The following is a 16,836-nucleotide window of genomic DNA, read 5'->3' as shown; positions in this document are numbered from 1 at the left end:
GGTCCCTTCCCAATCAAAGGGCCGCCGCGCGCGCCAGGGCGCGGACGTTCGCGTCGCTGGTGTCGGGCGGAATCTCGCACCCCGCGGAGACGATCGCGCGTTCCCCGGCCTCCTCACGGCACCGCCGCGCGGAGGCGAACACCGCCTCCGGTGTCGCGTCGCGCACGACACCGACCGGATCGGAAGAGCCGCAGAACACCTGGTGTGGCGCCAACAACGCCGCGTGGGGGGCCATCGAGCCGGCGAGATGATCCACATCGACGATGTCGGCCCCAGTGTCGATCATGTCGGGCAGCAGCCGGGAGGTGTTCCCGCAAATGTGCAGCTTCGCCAGCGCCCCGAGCGAGTGCACGTGGGCCACGATCTCTTTCTCCCCTTCGAGGAAGAACTCGCGGTACTGCTCGGGGCCGATTTGGGAGCACGCGGCATCCCCCATCCCGATCGCGTGGGCTCCGGCCCGCACCTGCGCCTCCGCAAACCGCTTGGCGAAGGCGACTGCGATCTCCACGCCCCGCCCGACGGCCGCGGGATCGTCGTACAGGTCCATACACGCGTCCGCCAAACCCCGCCACAACGAGTACACCGCGAAGGGTCCCTCCACCCATCCCACGATGAACTGCTGGTCGCCGAAGCGACGGGCAAAGCGCTCGATCTGACAAATCCGCCCGTCCAGCCGAGGGTGGGTGAGGTCCTGAGGCGCGCGAAGGGTCTCCACCTCCGCTGCAGTTGCTGCGAGCGGGCCCGTTTCATGCGGCAGTCCGTTTTCGGGATACCGCACCTCCATGCCAAACGCCTCGACCTCCGCATAGGGATCGGACATGACGTTGACCCAGTCCATTCCGAAGTCGGCGGCAGTCCGTGCCATGGCCTCGACATGGGCCTCCGGATCGAGGCAGAAGGCCCTGTACGGGACCCCTGCGTGGAGTGCGGCAAACCGCATGACGATCGGGTGAAACGGCACACGGTCCACGGTTTCTCCGCGAAGAAATAGGAGGGTGCGTTCGAGGGAGTTCATTCCGTTCAGGGGTGGCCGGGCACCACGTTCTGCCTCATCCCATTATAATTGCGAGAGGCTTGCGGAAACGCTCGCTCTCATATCAAGGAGACATCATGCAAACGACAACCCGGAGGTGCGCCCGATGGCTCGTCACCTCTTGAATCTCGTCCTCGCGCTAGCGGCGTGCCCGCTGGCCCAAACCGCCCCGACTCCGGTCGACGGGCCCAAGACCCTCACCACCCGGTTCACTTACAAAGCGGTGGTCCCCAAGATCCCGAACGGCGCGCGCGCGCTCGATTTGTGGCTTCCCCTCCCCTCGGACAACGCGTTCCAGCACGTGTCCGACGTGGTGGTGACGAGTCCGACCGCGCACCGGATCACCCAAGAGCCCAAGTTCAACAACCGCATGGTCTACGTGCACGCCGACGGAGCGAAGGCGCCGTTTACCGTCGAGGTCGCATTCACGGTCCAGCGGACGGAAGCGGCCATTCTTGCGGGCAGCGCTCCCGGCCAAGTCGATGCGTCGAAGGCGGTCGCCTTCTTGGAGCCGGACGCCAAGGTTCCCGTCGGGGGCCGGTTCGGAACGATCGCCAACGAGGTCACCAGTGGCCAAGTCAGCGCGATCGACAAAGTGCGCGCGGAGTTCGACCACGTGGTCGCCACGATGGAGTACGACTACAAGAAGGAGTCGCCCCAATTGGGCGATGGGGACGTCCCCTTCGTCTGCGACTACAAGAAGGGGAACTGCTCCGACCTGCACAGCTACCTCATTTCACTCGCGCGCAGCGAAGGGATTCCCGCCTATCTCGAATATGGGTTTCCGATCGCCGGCGTGCCCGTCGCCAATCCGCTGCCCATGGAGGGCAAGATCGGCGGCTACCACTGTTGGACCTGGTTCCAGGACCAGAACAACCGATGGCTGCCCGTCGACGCGTCGGACGGCCGTCGTTGGAAGGACAGCGGCGATTCGAGGACGAGCGCTCACATGTTCGGCAACTTGATCCTCGAGCGAAGCGCCGTGGCCATGTCGCGAGGACGCGATCTCGTGCTGGCTCCCCCGCAAAAGCAGGGGCCGCGGAACTACTTCATCTACCCCTATGCCGAGGCTGATGGCAACACCATCGACGCCACGTGGGAGCTCTCGTACAAAGTGCTCGAGCTGAAGGGCGGCGACATGCAGCAACAGATGGACGAACTCCGTCGGCTCGTGATGAGCCAACAGGCGGAGATCGCCGCGCTCAAAGCCGCGAACGGGAGCGGGGCGAAGCCCCAAACTCCCGTGGCGCCGTCGACGGGCGAGAAGATCGGCGTGTACGGATTCGTCCGCCTCGATGCGATCTCGGACAGCCACAAGACCAGCGGCACGCAAACGCCGCAGTGGGTCTTGTCCGACTCCACCGCGGGGTCCGGCAACGCGCAGTTCGCGATGCACCCTCGGCTCACGCGGTTGGGTTTCAACCTGGCGGCCCCGTCGGGAGCCGTCAAGGGCTGGGACGTCACGGGCAAGATCGAGCTGGACTTCCAAAACGGGGGCAGCGAGTCGCGGGAAACCCCGCGGGCGCGCATCCTGTACGTGGACCTCAAGAATGGGCCGACCAGTTGGAGAATCGGACAGGACTGGGATCTGATCTCGCCGCTCTTCCCTTCGCCCAACGACGACACGATGATGTGGAACGCCGGCAACCTCGGTGATCGGCGTCCGCAAGTCCGATTCACCTACGCTCCTGAGAACCAGCCCACCACGTTTGCGGTGGCCCTGGGCCTCACGGGAGCGATCGACGCGAAGGACATGGACATGAACGGCACCCGGGACGGCGAGGAGTCCGGTGCTCCGCACGTCCAAGCCCGATTCGGGTTCAAAGGCGCCAACGTCCAAGGCGGCGTCTGGGGCCTGGCGGGAACCGAGCGCACCGCCACCGCGGTTGGCGGAGAGACCCGGTTCCAAAGCAAGGGCATCGGGGTCGACGCTTCGGTCAACCTCGGTGGGGGCGGCGATCTCCGCGGCGAGTGGTGGAGCGGCGAGAACCTCTCGGACTTCCGAGGCGGAATCGGCCAAGGCGTCAACACCACCACTGGGAACGAGATCCAGAGCAGCGGCGGTTGGGCCGAACTGGGCTATAAATCGTCTCCCAACCACCGCATCGCGGTGGGCTACACCATCGATGATCCGCGCGATGGCGATGTGGCGTCTGGAGGCCGCATCCGAAACCGCGCCTGGTACGTGCACAACAAGTGGACCCTGGGCTCAGGTCTTGAAATCGGCCTGAACTACATCAACTGGACCACGGACTGGAAGGGCATGTCGAGCGGAACCGACAATCGGTTCAACCTCTACGTCGCCCACAAGTTCTAGTCGAAACCCCTCATCCCCCTTGCCGCTCGGGCGGGGGGATGGGGGCCAACACTCCCACGATCTGCTCGATGACGCCGTGCGTTCTGGCGCCGATTCGCCGCCCGTCGTCGGTGTTGAACTGCACCGCGACCGCCAGACCGAGATCGGGGTAGTACTCCATCTCCGAGAGGTAGCCGGGAAACCACCCGCCGTGCCCATAGCTGCGGCCCCACTTCGTTTCGCGGATCTGAACGCCGAGCCCGTACTGCTCGTTCGGCCCCGTGTTGGCCTTCACTCCTTCGAAGAGCTTGGCCCGCATCGCCGGTGACACCACGTCACCCCCGAAGTAGGCGAGGGCCCATCGCGCCAAGTCGAGGGCGGTCGAGGCGAACCCACCGCCGGTCCACTCCAACTGCGGGTTGAGCCGACAGACCCCATCGACGAGGGTGGGGCCCTGCTGGGAGAACGGCGGAATCGGGCGCGCGTGGCCGGGGATCAGGCGCTCGAGCCGGCGGCGGTCTGAAGGGATGATCCCCTCCAGATGGAGCGACCGGAGCAAGGCCCGGGCATCGCCGTAGAACTCGCGACCGGTCTCTTCTTGGTAGATCTCGCCGAGGAGGATGTAGTTGGTGTCCGCGTACGAGAACCGCTCGCCGGGTGGCGCCAGGGGTGGACGCCCGGAGATGTACGCGACGCGCTCGGGCGTGGTCCACACGCGATCCGGGTGGGCCTCGGCCTCCGCGACGAACGCGGGGTCTTCGACGTGTTCGGGGATGCCGCTCGTGTGATGCATGAGTTGCTCCAGCGTGATGCGACCCGCGTTCGGGATGCCCTTGAACCACGGTTGGGAACCCAGCCAGTACGCAGCCTTCTGATCGAGGGACAGCCGCCCGGCTTCGACCTCGCGCAGAACCAGGGCGCCCAGGAAGGTCTTGCCGATGCTGCCGGCCAGCATCCGATCGGTGGGAATGAGCTTCCGGCCCGTCCGCTCGTCGGAGACTCCGACGGAGACCGTGAAGGACTGGCCATCCCGCGTGACGACGCCCACCGTGGCCCCCGGGAAACCCCTCGCTTCCCGAAGCGACCCGAGCAGCGCCGCGACTTTTGCTTCGCCGGCCTGAATCGGCGTCTGCGCTGGGGCAACGGCGCAAGCGCAGGCAAGGAGACATGCGATCGATCCCATGGATCCCAGTCTAGCCGTGCCAAACTCCAAACCATGTTGTGCGCTGCCCTTCTTTCGACGTTGTTCGTGGGCGCCCCGATTCCGATCGTCGATGCTGTCGCCATCGGGGGCGTCGCCCGGGGAGGGAGGCTTCCCGTTCCCGCGGACGCGGTGCTCGCGAAGATTGTCGACGGGTCGCTCGGCACGCCCCAAGACGGCGCGACGGTCGCGCGGCTCGGCGGCGGAGACGCCACGTGGAAGAGCATCCATGCGAACGCCGACGGTTGGCTGGAAGACGCCGCACTTCGGGGCGGCTACGCGTACGCGACCGTCGAATCGCCGAAGGCCGAGGTCCGGATCCTCGAGGCCGCCGGGCACAGCTTGGTGTACGTGAACGGGGAACCGCGTGGGGGCGACCCTTACGGATTCGGCTACTTCAAGGTGCCGGTCCAACTGCGGCAGGGGACCAACGCGTTCCTCTTCTCGGTCGGAAGGGGACGACTCCATGCGACGTTGACCGAACCGCCCGCCGGCGCTTACCTGGATCTGGGGGACCCGACCCTACCGGACGTCCTCGTCGGGCTGTCGCGCCCCTTGCTCGGAGCGGTGGTGGTGGTCAACGCCAAGGCCGAGCCTTTGGTGGGGGCCCGTCTCGTGGCGCGCGTCGGAGACCAGGCGGTGGAGACCGAGGTTCCCACGCTTGCCGCCCTCTCGATGCGCAAGGTGCCCTTTTCCATCCGGACGCCCAGGGCGGACGAGGCGGGCGAACAGACTCTGGAGCTGGACCTCATCCAAACCGAGGGCCGATCGCGCCTCCTCTTGAACCGCGCCTCGACCAAGCTTCGCGTACGGACGCCCCTTCAGGTGCATCGACGCACGTTCGAAAGCTCGATCGACGGGAGCGTACAGTACTTTGCCGTGAACCCGGCCCAGAAACCCGCCACCTCCAACACCCTGATTCTCACCCTCCACGGGGCGAGCGTGGAGGGCGAGGGTCAGGCGGCGGCTTACGGTTCGAAGGAGTGGGCGACGCTGGTCGCGCCGACGAACCGCCGCCCGTACGGATTCGATTGGGAGGATTGGGGTCGATGGGACGCCCTCGAGGTGCTCGAGATCGCCAAGCGCACGATTCCCCACGACCGCCGCAAGGTGGATGTGACGGGACACTCGATGGGCGGCCATGGCACGTGGCACATGGGCGTCACCTTCCCCGACCTCTGGGGCGTGATCGCTCCCAGCGCGGGCTGGTCGAGCTTCTTCAGTTATGGCGGTACCCCACGATTCGAAGGGAGCGACCCGATCGATGCGATCCTCACGCGCGCGGTTTCGCCCAGCGACACGTTGCTCTTGGCCCGCAACACCCTGTCCGACGCGGTGTACATCCTGCACGGCGACAAGGACGACAACGTGCCCGTCAGCGAGGCGCGCCTGATGAAGGAGACGCTCGAGAAGCTGGGGCACACGCGGCTCTCGTATCACGAGCAGCCGGGGGCGGGCCACTGGTGGGGCGGCGAGTGCGTGGACTGGCCGCCGATGTTCGATCTGTTCAAGACGGTCGAACGCCCTTCGCCGCGGGAGGTGAAGAGCGTGGACTTCACTACGATGAACCCGGCGGTTTCGAACCGCGACTACTGGGCGAGCATCGAGCAGCAGATCCACGCCCTGCAACCCAGCCGCATTCAGCTCACCTTGGACGGAGACACCTTGCGCGGGACCACCGAGAACGTCGCCTGGCTGGCGATCGATCGCCGCCTGACGCGCTTCACGCGAGCGGTGCTGGATGGCCAGACCTTCGAGAACCTCCCTCCGACGGGCGCGACCGCTCACTTCGAGCGCAAGGGCGACACGTGGGAGCGGCGCCCCGAGTTGCCTCGCGACGTGAAGCGGGCCGACCGCTCCGGACCCTTCAAGGAGGCGTTCAAGAACCGCATGGTGTTCGTGGTCGGGACCGCGGGCACCCCCGAGGAGAACGCGTGGGCCAGCGCCAAGGCGCGTTACGACAGCGAGACGTTCCAGTACCGGGGGAACGGCTCGGTGGACATCGTGCGCGACACGGCGTTCGACCCGGTCCGGTTCCACGGCCGGAACGTCATCCTGTACGGGAACGCGGACACGAATTCGGCGTGGCCCAAGGTGCTCGGCGAGGGTGGGATCGTGGTCAAGCGGGGATCGGTGGTCGTCGGCGGCCGCTCGGTGGCCGGGGACGACCTCGCCGCGCTGTTCGTTGCTCCGCGTACGAACGACTCGGGTTCGCTCGTGGGAGTCGTCGCGGCCACGGGTCCGAAGGGCGCGGAGATCGCGACCCGATTACCCTATTTCGTGAGCGGCGTGGCGTATCCGGACTGGATCGTGATCGGCGCCGACTCGGCGTTGCTCGGCAACCAGGGCATTCGGGGCGCTGGGTTCTACGGCAACGATTGGAAGGTGGAGTCGGGCGACCAGGCGTGGAGGAACGCGCCCGGGCTCCGATGACCGAAACGAGGTGGACGGTAGGGGTCGAGGGCGAGGAGGCTCCCGTTCTCATCCAAACGCCCGAGGCGCCGCGAGGCACGCTCGTGTTTGCGCACGGTGCGGGCGGCCACATGGAGCACCGCCACATGGCCTCGCTCGCCGAGGTCTTCCTGGAACTGGGTCTCGAGGTCGTGCGCTTCAACTTCCTCTACCGAGCGTCGGGGCGCAGCATTCCGGATCGCATGCCGAAGCTGCAGGCGTGCTTCAACTCCGTCGTCGCTTCGGTACGTGAGAGGCTGGCCCCGAAGCGCATCCTCCTCGGTGGGCACTCGATGGGCGGACGCTGCGCATCGATGATGGCGGCCGAGGGGTTTGCGTGCGACGGATTGTTGCTCTGCGCCTACCCCCTGCACCCACCCGGCCAGTTCAACAAGCTGCGGGACGCGCACCTGCCTGCGATCCAAGTGCCGACGCTCTGCCTCAACGGCACGCAGGACCCACTGTGCGACAAGGAGTTGATGGACGCGGTGCTCCCCCGCCTGGGCCCCGGCTTTCAGATGCACTGGCTCGAGCACGCCGACCACTCGTTCCACGTGCTCAAGCGAAGCGGCCGTACGGATGCCGAAGTGCTGGCGGAGGTAGCCGGTACCGTGGAGGAGTGGCTACCTGAGGGGCCTCCCGATGGGTGACCGCTGGGAGCAGATCGCCCAGCGCGAACTGCAAGAGGCACTTCGCAGCCTCCTCGTTGGCTTGCCTCTAAGCGACTACTGGAAACCCATCTTCCACGTGTTCGAGTTCGGCGAGCAGAAGCCAAAACTCAACAAGCGCGGCGTGGAAATCACCAAGGCCGATGTGAGCCTAAACGTCGAGTGTTCCTGGCGCATTCGTTGCGGAACCCGGTACGTGATGGGTTCGGATGACTTCGAATTCCCCAGGAGCGTCCAACGCGTCGCCCTCCCTCGACGACGGACCCCTCCAGGCGATCCAAACGACGCGATCCGTTGGAGGGTGTGCCAACAGTTTTTTCGGGAGGTAGAGAGGGCCAGCCTCGTGGTGAGGCGCGTTCAAGTCAGCGCCTTGGGCGACCTCAAGATCTCGCTCTCGAGGAATCACGTCTTGGATGTTTGGGTTCAAGGGAGTGGATGGATGCTGCACACCCCTCATGTCACTTGGGATGCCAGTGTTGCACTTTCGGGAGAGGTGAGCCTCACAAGGAGCCCGAGGCGCCGATTCCCGAATCCCGATTCCCGAGTCCCGTCCCCCCATAATAAGCTGTGAACCCGCGCGACACTCTGGTCGATCTTGTGGCGATGAGTCGCCGCTTGGCCGCGCCGGAACTGGGCTACGCGATCCTCGCCGAGGGGAACACGAGCGCCCGGGCGGCAGACGACTCCCTGTGGATCAAGGCGAGCGGCGTCTCGTTGCACGGCATCAAAGCCGGCGGTTTCGTCGAAGTCCTCCGCGACCCGATCCTGGCGGCGCTGGAGGGTCCCGACCTCGACGACGAGGCGGTTCGGCGCTGCCTCGAACAAGCGCGCAAGGATCCGCGCGCGCCGAAGCCCAGCGTGGAAACGTTCCTGCACGCGTGGCTGCTGCGCCTGCCCGACGTGCGGTTCATCGCGCACACGCACCCCACCCCGCTCCTCGGGCTGCTGTGCACCCCCCGCGCGGAAGAGTTCGCGGGGCGCCGGCTCTTTCCCGACGAGATCGTCTGCTGCGGACCCGCGACGTGCTGGATTCCCTACGTCGACCCGGGTCTCCCGTTAGGGCGTGAACTTAGGGACCGGGTGCAGGCGCACATCGAGTCGCACCGGGGGGCCCCAAAGATCCTCTGGCTTCAAAACCACGGCCTCTTCGCGCTCGGAGACACCCCCGCGTCGGTGGAGGCCGCGACGCACATGGCGGTGAAGGCCGCCCAGGTCTGGCTGCACGCACTGGGCACCGGCCAAGAGCCGGTCACCCTGACCCCCGAGCAGATCGAGCGCATCCACCGAAGGCCGGATGAGCACTATCGGCAGGGCGTTTTGGGCGTAAAGCGTAAAGCGTGAAGCGTGAAGCGTAAAGCGCCTCACGCCTCACGCCTCACGCCTCACGCTAATAAGCACTTTCCGGGAAGTAGTAGTCCTTCGCGTTCTCCGGGGTGATCAGGTCCACGTCTAGCACGAGGTGCTTGGGCATGAACTGGAGGGTCTTCTCGCGACCCGCGGTGAGGATCGAGGCGGCTTCGTGGATGCCGACGGCGATCATCGAGGGCGGGTAGGTGATGTCCGCGGGGTACATGGGGTCGCCGTCCATCACGCGCTTCACGATATCCTTCATGCCGGCGCCGCCGAGAATCCAGATGTTCTTGTCCCGGCCGGCGGCTTTCAGCGCGTTCTCAACGCCCAGCGCCATGTCGTCGTCGCTCGCCCAGATCGCATCGATCGCGGGCTGCGCCACGAGCATGTTCTGCATGACCTTCTCGGCCGTCTCCCGGTTCCACATGCCGCTGTCCTGCGCCACGACCTTGATGCCGGGGTAGGCGCGGAAGACCTCCAGGGCGGCCGTCACGCGGTCGGTGTTCACCGTGCTGGGAATGCCCTCGAGGATCACGATGTTGCCCTTCCCGTTCAGCTTCTGCGCCATGTACTGCGCTGACTTCCGGCCGAACGCCTTGTTGTCGCCTTCGATGAACAGGTCGGCCACGGGCTCCGTGAAGCCGCGGTCGACGTTGATGATGAGGATGCCCGCCTCCTTCAGCTTCTTCGCGATCGGGGTGATCGGCGCGCTCTCGGTGGCGAGGATCACGAGCGCGTCCACGCCCTGGCTCTGTAGGTTCTGCAGGTCGCCGATCTGCTCGTCGGGCCCCTTGGCGTCTTCGATCGTCCACTGGATGTTCGGGTAGAGCTTTGCGGCCTCTTCCGCCCACCACTTGATGCCGGCGGTCCAACCGTGGTCGGCGGCCGGAATCGAAACGCCCACCTTGTAGGTCTTGCCGTCGCCGCCGCCCGCGCCGCCCGACGCGGTCGTCGTGCCGCCCTTGGGCTGGCACCCGGCCAGCATCGCCAACACCATCGCCGCCACCGCGACGCAACCGATCCATTTGTTCTTCATCATCGCCCTATCCCTCGTCGGCGGACTTGCCGCCCCGTTGCAGAAGCACGGCCACCAGAATCACCGCGCCGCGCACCAATCCCTGCCAGTTCGTGTCGATGCGGTACGCGGTCATCATGTTCGCGATCAGCGTCAGCAAGACCACGCCCACGACGGTGCCCCAGATTCTACCTTTGCCCCCCCGCAGGCTCGTCCCCCCGATCACGACCGCCGCAATCGCGTCCAGTTCGTAGAAGAGCCCGACCGAACCGGTGCCCACCGAGTTCATCCGGGCCGCGTTCAAAAACGCCGCGAATCCGACCAGTCCGCCAATCAGGGTGTAGGCCGCGATCTTCACCGATCGCGTGTTGATCGCCGAGTAGCGGGCCGCGCGCTCGCTCGCGCCAACCGCGATCACGTAGCGCCCAAAGCGGGTCTTATTCAGAAGGAAGCTCGCGGCCAGCGCTACCCCGAGGAACGCGAAGAAACTCCAATACAACACGAGGGGTTCTCCGCTCTGGGTCACGGTCCCCGGGATGGGCAGACCGCCGAATCCGAAATCGCCGAAGGCCGGCACGTGGGACCGGATCTCGCCCCCCTCGCCCAGCACCAGCGCCAAGGACCGAAAGCCGGCCAATCCCGCCAAGGTGACGATGAACGGCGCCACACGCCCAAAGGCGATCGCGATGCCGTTGGCCAACCCTGAGACGAGGCCGACGCCCACCGAGGCCAGTCCGGCCACCAAGATCGCGGTGGTCGAAGCCGCCCCGCCCGCTTCCTGCTTGTTCAGAACCAGGACCGCGACGGCCCCGCAAAAGGCCAACACGCTTCCCACGGACAGGTCGATCCCGCCGGTCATGATCACGAACGTCATGCCGACCGCGATGATCCCCACGTAGGCGTTCTGGGCCACGAGGTTGCGCAGGTTCTCGGCCTGCAGGAAGTTCTCGCCGCGCGTGACGACGTTGATCACGAAGAGCAGCACGAAGGCCACCAGCACCCCGTACTCCTGGAAAAACTTCCTCACGCCGCGTCCACCCCTGCCGCCAACACCATCATCGCCTCTTCTGTGATTTCGGGTCCCACCAATTCACCCACCGTCCTACCCTGCCGCATCACGACCACCCGTTGGCATACGCCGATGATCTCCGGCAGTTCGGAGGAGATCACGACCACGGCCAACCCTTCGCGAGCGAGTTGGTGGATCAACGTGTAGATTTCGTGCTTCGCTCCGACGTCCACTCCGCGCGTGGGTTCGTCGAGGATGAGCACCCTCGGCTTGGTCTGCAGCCACTTTGCGATCGACACTTTCTGCTGGTTGCCGCCGGAGAGAAAGAGCACCTCGGCGCGCATGTCGCCGGCTCGAATACCCAGGTCCTCCTTCCACCGCTCCGCGGCCTCCAGCTCGGCCTTGCGAGACACCAGAGGCTTGCAGAAGGCGCGGAGACTGGCCAGCGTGATGTTCTCCACCACGTCCATCTCCATCACCAGGCCTGTGCCCTTGCGGTCCTCGCTGACGTAGGCGATTCCCAGTTCCGAGGCGCGCTTGACGGATCCCGTGCGCACCGGTTGGCCGGCCAGGGTGACGGTCCCTTCGCTCAGGCGCCGCGCGCCGACGATCGCCTCGGCCAACTCCGTGCGTCCCGAACCGACCAGACCGGCGATTCCGACGACCTCCCCGGCCCGCACCTCGAGATCGGCGGACTCGACGATGCCCCGCACCCGCGCTCCCTTGACCACCAGCGTCGGCTCCCCTTCGGGACGCGGAGGAATCTCTGGGTAGAAGTCGCCCAGCTCTCGCCCCACCATCAGCTTCGCCAAGGCGCGCGGATCGAAAGAGCCGCGGGAAAGCGTGGCCACGAGTTTCCCGTCGCGCAGCACGGACGCGCGATCGCAAACGCGCTCGATCTCGGCAAGGCGGTGGGAGATGTAGACGATGGTGAGCCCCTGCCCCTTCAACTCGTCGATCAGCCGAAACAGCGACTCGGACTCCCGGTCGCTGAGCACCGCTGTGGGTTCGTCCATGATCAGGATCGACGCCGCGCACGACACGGCTTTGGCGATCTCCACCAACTGCTTGTCTGCCAGCCGGAGTTCGCCAACCCTCGCGTCTGGCCCGAACGCCGCTCCGACCCGCTCCAACGTCTTCGCAGACTCCGTGCGCATGGCTTGGCGGTCCAGCATTCCGCGGCGCTGGGGCTCCCGGCCGAGGAAAATGTTCTCCGCCACCGTGAGATCGTCCACGAGGTTCAGCTCCTGGTGGATCATGGCGATGCCCTTGTCCAACGCCTCGCGGACGCTCGCCAGGTGGAACTCCACTCCGGCGGCGAGAAGCGAACCCGCGGTTGGCTGCTCCAGGCCGGAGAGGATCTTCATCAAGGTGCTCTTGCCCGCCCCGTTCTCGCCGACGAGCCCGTGCACCTCTCCCATTTCGAACGCCAGACTCACGTCGTCGAGCGCCCGCACGGCGGGGAACTCCTTCGTGATCGAGCGCACCTCGAGAATCGACATTGGGGCCATTATGCCCGTGCGCTAGAGCTTTGCGGGGGTCTTGTTCGCGGCGTCGCCGGGCTTGGGCACGGCGGTCGGGGGCTTCTGGCCCAGCGCTTCCCTCAGCGCCGCCTCCTGGCTCGCAGACCAGTACTTGGCGTTCAGCTCCATGAAGACCGTGGTGTAAGGAACGACCCCGTTGGTCTTGAGCACGAGGATCTTGTACGTTTTGCCCACCTGCGCCAGCTTGGCGAGCAGTTCCTCGTGAAGGATTCGCGTGACGTCCGCACCGGCGCGCAACTCGTCGAACTTTGCACGGAAGGCGTCGGCCCCAGGCGCGCTGGAGTCCGGAACGGCCTCGAGCTCCTTGTCGAGGTAGATCACGGGGCGGACGTGGATCGACGCGTTGATGGCCTTCATGGCCGCCTCGACGACGGTCACATGGTCTTCGTTGGTCACCACGGTTTCGATCGCAGGGTCGGTGTAGGTGGGAAAGGCGGAGTCCGCCACGACGATCCAGTTGCGGTGCCCGAACTCGGGGAGGACGGCGTTAAGCCTCGCCTGCCAGAACACGGGCGCGTCGGTCGTCGCTTGCATCGGTTTGGATTGGTCGGCAGGAGTTTGGGCAGGTTGGGCCGTCGAAGTCTTCTGCTCGGGCGGCTGGCACCCGGCAAGAAGCGCGGCAAGGGCGAGCGAAAGGCAGAGCGTGCGAAGCATGGTGCTTGTTTCGACGGGATGTTGGAGTTTCCCTGCTGGCGCGGGGTGTTGGCTTGTGGTTTGTGGTTTGGTCGGCCCGGGCACGGCAGGATGACGGGAGGGGGCTAGCAGGAAACCTCCCACCTGCACCAGAATCAGTTACCGACCAGGAGGTCACGCCATGCGCACTTGTTCTCTCGTCTTCGCCGCCTTCGCCGCGCTTGCCCTTTCGGGCTGCGGTTCGAAGAGCGATTCCGCCGCCACCACCGGAAACGGGGCCAAGACGACCACCATCGCCGTCATTCCCAAGGGCTCCACCCACGAGTTCTGGAAGGCCGTCCGCGCCGGAGCCGAAGAGGCCGGCAAGGAGTTGGGCGTCAACGTGATCTTCAAGGGCCCCATCAAGGAGGACGACCGCGAGAGCCAGATCAAGGTCGTCGAAGACTTCGTGGCGCAGGGAGTTCAGGGCATCGTCCTAGCCCCGTTGGACGATCAGGCGCTGCGCACTCCCGTCATGAACGCCCAGAAGCAGGACATCCCGGTCGTGATCATCGACTCGGACCTCAAGGACGTGGAGACCGTGAGCTTCGTGGCCACGGACAACCGCAAGGGCGGCGAGATGGCCGGTGCCGAGATGGCCCGGTTGCTTGGGGGCAAGGGGCGCATCGTGGTGCTTCGCTACCAAGAGGGTTCCGCAAGCACGAACAATCGCGAGGAGGGCTTCCTCGACGGCATCAAGGCCGCCCCCGGCATCGAAGTCGTCAGCAGCAACCAGTTCGCGGGCCCCACGACGGAGACCGCCCAACAAGCCGCCGAGAACCTGCTCGCGGCGTACAAGAACGCGGACGGGTCGCTCTCGATCGACGGCATCTTCACTCCCAACGAATCGTCCACGTTCGGCATGCTCCGCGTGCTTCAGGACAGCGGTTGGGCGGGCAAAGTGAAGTTCATCGGATTCGACTCCAGCGCCAAGCTCGTCGAGGGTCTGAAGGAGGGCCAGCTCAACGCCCTCGTTCTGCAGGATCCCCACCGCATGGGCTACCTCGGGGTCAAGGTGATGCTTGAGTACCTCAACGGGGCGAAGCCCGAGAAGCGCATCGATACCGGGGCCGTGCTCGTCACCCCCGAGAACATGACGGAAGACAAGATCGCCAAGCTCCTGGCCCCGCCGCAGTGAGCGCGCTGCGCGTCAGGGCGTTGGCCAAACGGTTTGGCCCCACGGTCGCGCTCGATGGCGTGGACCTCGAGCTGAAACCCGGCGAGGTCCACGCGCTGGTCGGCGAGAACGGCTCGGGAAAGAGCACGTTGATGAACGTGATCGCCGGCGTGTTCGCGCCCGACGCGGGAACCATGGAGAGAAACGGGCGTCCGCACCGGCCCGCCTCTCCCGCGGAGGCGCGCGATGCGGGTGTGGCGATGATCCACCAAGAGTTGGCACTTTGCCCTCACCTCACCGTGGCGGAGAACATCGGGCTCGGCCTCGAAGCCACGCGCTGGGGCTGGGTGCGGCGAGCGGAGCGGACCCGGAGGGCCGCGGACGCGCTCGCCTCCTTGGGCCACCCCCAATTGGACCCCGACACGCCTCTTTCTTCCCTCTCGATCGCGATGCGGCAGGTCGTCGAGATCGCGCGCGCCGTGGCGACGGGGTGCGAGGTGCTGCTCTTCGACGAGCCCACGAGCAGTCTCTCCGAAGCCGATGCGGAGCGCCTGTTCGGCGTGATCGCGGGCTTGCGAGACGAGGGGCGATCCGTGCTCTACGTGTCGCATTTCCTCGAAGAGGTGCGCCGCGTCGCCGACCGCATCACCGTGCTTCGCGACGGTACCGTCGCCGGCGAGGCGGGCGCCGACGCCAGCCCGGAGTCCCTCGTGCGTCTGATGGCGGGACGCGAGGTTGCGGACCCCTACCCCCGCTCGCCCCATACACCGGGCGACGTGCTTCTCGACGTCGAGGCTTTGAGCGGCGCGCGCGCTCCGCAAGGCGCCACGCTCTCGGTTCGGCGCGGCGAAGTGGTCGGCGTCGCGGGACTCAACGGAAGCGGACGAACCGAACTGTTGCGCTCGATCTTCGGCTTGGATCCCGTGCGCAGCGGTCGCGTTTCGGTCGGCGAGTTCTCGGGCGGCGCCAGCCCGGAAGCGAGGTGGCGCCAGGGTGCAGGCTTTCTGAGCGAGGATCGCAAGGAGGAGGGGCTGGCCCTCCAAATGAGCCTCGCCGAGAACGTGTGTCTGACCAAGCTGCCGCCCCTGGTGAACCCACATGCGCTGGAGTCGGAAACCGAGGCGTGGCTTGAGAGCGCGGGGGTTCGGCGCCGAAACGCGGGGCAGGCGGTGCGCGAGCTTTCCGGCGGAAACCAACAGAAGGTCGCCCTGACGCGCCTGTTCCGCCACGGGGTGGACCTGATGCTCCTCGACGAGCCGACGCGCGGCATCGACGTGGCGAGCAAGCACCGCATTTACGAGATGATCGATGAAGCCGCCGTGGCCGGCAAGGCCGTGCTCCTTACGAGTAGCTATCTGCCCGAACTGTTCGGCGTCTGCGACCGGATCGCCGTGATGCACCGGGGGACTTTGGGAGCGGCGCGGGCCGTCTCCGAATGGACGTCGGAATCGATCCTCCAGGAGGCGACGGGATCGTGAGCCTCCTCCAGCGGATTTCGCGCAGCCCCGCACTGGGCCTGGTCGGCCTCGTGGTCGCCTGGATGGCCGTGTTCGGACTGTTCGCGCTCCTGCGGCCCGAGACGTTCCCCACCGCCGCCAATCTCGAGACCCTGGCCCGGCAAGGAACGATCGTGGCCATGGCGGCCATCGGGATGACCTACGTGATCGTGAGCGGCGGGTTGGACCTCTCCGTGGGTTCGACGGTCGCCTTCACCACGGTTGTGATCGCGTGGCTCCTCGATCGCGGGCAGGGGCCGTGGGTCGCCCTTCTGGGCGGCATCGGGGCGGCGGTGGCGTGCGGAGTGTGCAACGGCCTGCTGGTCACCCGCCTCCGCGTGGGGCCGTTCGTGGTGACGCTCGGCACCCTCTTGGTGATCCGCGGACTGGCCAAGGGCTTGGCGAACGAGCAAAAGATCGACGCCCCGATGACCTGGTTGGCGGACGTGCTCGCGACCCTGGGCAAGGAGCAGCGGTGGATGCTCGTTCCGATCGGGGTGTGGACGATGCTGGTCTTCGCCGCCCTGATGGCGCTGGTGCTGAGGCGAACGCGTTTCGGCCGCCATCTGGTGGCGATCGGGTCCAACGAGAATGCCGCCCGACTGTGCGGCGTCCCGGTCGATCGGGTGAAGCTGAGCGTGTACGTCGTGGGCGGGCTGTTCGCCGGACTTGCGGGGCTGATGCAGTTCTCGCGCCTCACGGTGGGCGATCCCACCGTGGCGCAAGGACTGGAGTTGGAGGTGATCGCCGCGGTGGTGATCGGCGGTGCGAGCCTCTCCGGGGGACAGGGCACCATCGCCGGAGCGCTTCTGGGCGCCGCGATCATGACCACGATTCGGGCTGGCGGTTCGCACATGGGCTGGGCGAACTGGATTCAGGAGATCGTGACCGGCGCGATCATCGTGCTCTCCGTGGCCCTCGACAAGATGCGGCGGAGGGGTTAGCGTCTCGGCTCAGGAGTCCAGCGGCGACGGGCGTGTCCGG

14 protein-coding genes are annotated in these 16,836 nt (G+C 66.3%); 8 read left to right on the top strand and 6 right to left on the bottom strand.

Features of this window, described 5'->3' with window-relative positions; all coding sequences use genetic code 11:
• Positions 1-13 precede the first annotated feature (13 nt).
• Positions 14-1,015: a uroporphyrinogen decarboxylase family protein gene (locus tag M9921_11115; GenBank protein ID MCO5297398.1), complete on the bottom strand. Its 1,002-nt coding sequence runs from the start codon at positions 1,013-1,015 to the stop codon at positions 14-16.
• Positions 1,016-1,139: 124 nt separating this feature from the next.
• Between M9921_11115 and M9921_11110 the strand changes: the two genes are divergently transcribed.
• The gene (locus tag M9921_11110; protein MCO5297397.1) at positions 1,140-3,350 is read left to right on the top strand and encodes a transglutaminase domain-containing protein; all 2,211 of its coding nucleotides are present in this window, start codon (positions 1,140-1,142) and stop codon (positions 3,348-3,350) included.
• 10 nt (positions 3,351-3,360) lie between these two features.
• Here the strand turns inward: M9921_11110 and M9921_11105 are convergent, their stop codons facing one another.
• A complete protein-coding gene (locus M9921_11105; protein ID MCO5297396.1) occupies positions 3,361-4,512 on the bottom strand; it encodes a beta-lactamase family protein in 1,152 nt (383 codons plus the stop codon).
• Positions 4,513-4,545: 33 nt separating this feature from the next.
• Between M9921_11105 and M9921_11100 the strand changes: the two genes are divergently transcribed.
• The 4 genes from M9921_11100 to M9921_11085 are packed head-to-tail and all read left to right on the top strand — an operon-like array spanning position 4,546 to position 8,990.
• Positions 4,546-6,963 carry a prolyl oligopeptidase family serine peptidase gene (locus tag M9921_11100; protein MCO5297395.1) on the top strand — a complete coding sequence of 806 codons (2,418 nt, stop codon included), beginning with the start codon at positions 4,546-4,548 and terminating at the stop codon, positions 6,961-6,963.
• Entirely contained in the window at positions 6,936-7,631 is a 696-nt protein-coding gene (locus M9921_11095) for an alpha/beta fold hydrolase (GenBank protein MCO5297394.1), read from the top strand. The genes M9921_11100 and M9921_11095 overlap by 28 nt, the downstream gene beginning before the upstream one ends.
• Complete coding sequence (locus M9921_11090; GenBank protein MCO5297393.1) at positions 7,624-8,220, top strand: hypothetical protein; 597 nt, start codon at positions 7,624-7,626, stop codon at positions 8,218-8,220. Before M9921_11095 ends, M9921_11090 begins: the two co-directional genes overlap by 8 nt.
• Positions 8,217-8,990, top strand: coding sequence for a class II aldolase/adducin family protein (locus M9921_11085; protein ID MCO5297392.1), 774 nt, complete (start codon positions 8,217-8,219; stop codon positions 8,988-8,990). The genes M9921_11090 and M9921_11085 overlap by 4 nt, the downstream gene beginning before the upstream one ends.
• Positions 8,991-9,036: 46 nt before the next feature.
• On the opposite strand, the gene M9921_11080 is transcribed toward M9921_11085, so the two are convergent.
• From M9921_11080 to M9921_11065, 4 genes are read right to left on the bottom strand one after another with little or no spacing between them, the layout of a single operon-like run.
• Positions 9,037-10,038, bottom strand: coding sequence for an ABC transporter substrate-binding protein (locus tag M9921_11080; GenBank protein MCO5297391.1), 1,002 nt, complete (start codon positions 10,036-10,038; stop codon positions 9,037-9,039).
• A gap of 4 nt (positions 10,039-10,042) precedes the next feature.
• Positions 10,043-11,041, bottom strand: a complete 999-nt coding sequence (locus M9921_11075) for an ABC transporter permease (protein ID MCO5297390.1) — start codon at positions 11,039-11,041, stop codon at positions 10,043-10,045.
• Positions 11,038-12,525, bottom strand: a complete 1,488-nt coding sequence (locus M9921_11070) for a sugar ABC transporter ATP-binding protein (GenBank protein ID MCO5297389.1) — start codon at positions 12,523-12,525, stop codon at positions 11,038-11,040. The genes M9921_11075 and M9921_11070 overlap by 4 nt, the downstream gene beginning before the upstream one ends.
• 21 nt (positions 12,526-12,546) lie before the next feature.
• Positions 12,547-13,221: a hypothetical protein gene (locus M9921_11065; GenBank protein MCO5297388.1), complete on the bottom strand. Its 675-nt coding sequence runs from the start codon at positions 13,219-13,221 to the stop codon at positions 12,547-12,549.
• 160 nt (positions 13,222-13,381) lie between these two features.
• Here M9921_11065 and M9921_11060 point away from each other — a divergent pair, with 160 nt between their 5' ends.
• Genes M9921_11060 through M9921_11050 form a run of 3 tightly spaced genes read left to right on the top strand, consistent with a single transcriptional unit; the run spans position 13,382 to position 16,796 of the window.
• Positions 13,382-14,377 (top strand): substrate-binding domain-containing protein, encoded by a 996-nt coding sequence (locus tag M9921_11060; GenBank protein MCO5297387.1) that lies wholly within the window; start codon positions 13,382-13,384, stop codon positions 14,375-14,377.
• Complete coding sequence (locus M9921_11055) at positions 14,374-15,834, top strand: sugar ABC transporter ATP-binding protein (GenBank protein ID MCO5297386.1); 1,461 nt, start codon at positions 14,374-14,376, stop codon at positions 15,832-15,834. Before M9921_11060 ends, M9921_11055 begins: the two co-directional genes overlap by 4 nt.
• Positions 15,831-16,796: an ABC transporter permease gene (locus M9921_11050; GenBank protein MCO5297385.1), complete on the top strand. Its 966-nt coding sequence runs from the start codon at positions 15,831-15,833 to the stop codon at positions 16,794-16,796. Before M9921_11055 ends, M9921_11050 begins: the two co-directional genes overlap by 4 nt.
• The last annotated feature ends 40 nt before the right edge of the window (positions 16,797-16,836 follow it).

It is taken from the genome of Fimbriimonadaceae bacterium, assembly GCA_023957775.1.
In the GTDB taxonomy this organism is placed as follows: Bacteria; Armatimonadota; Fimbriimonadia; order Fimbriimonadales; family Fimbriimonadaceae; genus JAMLGR01.
This window is presented reverse-complemented; position numbering and strand designations above follow the sequence as displayed.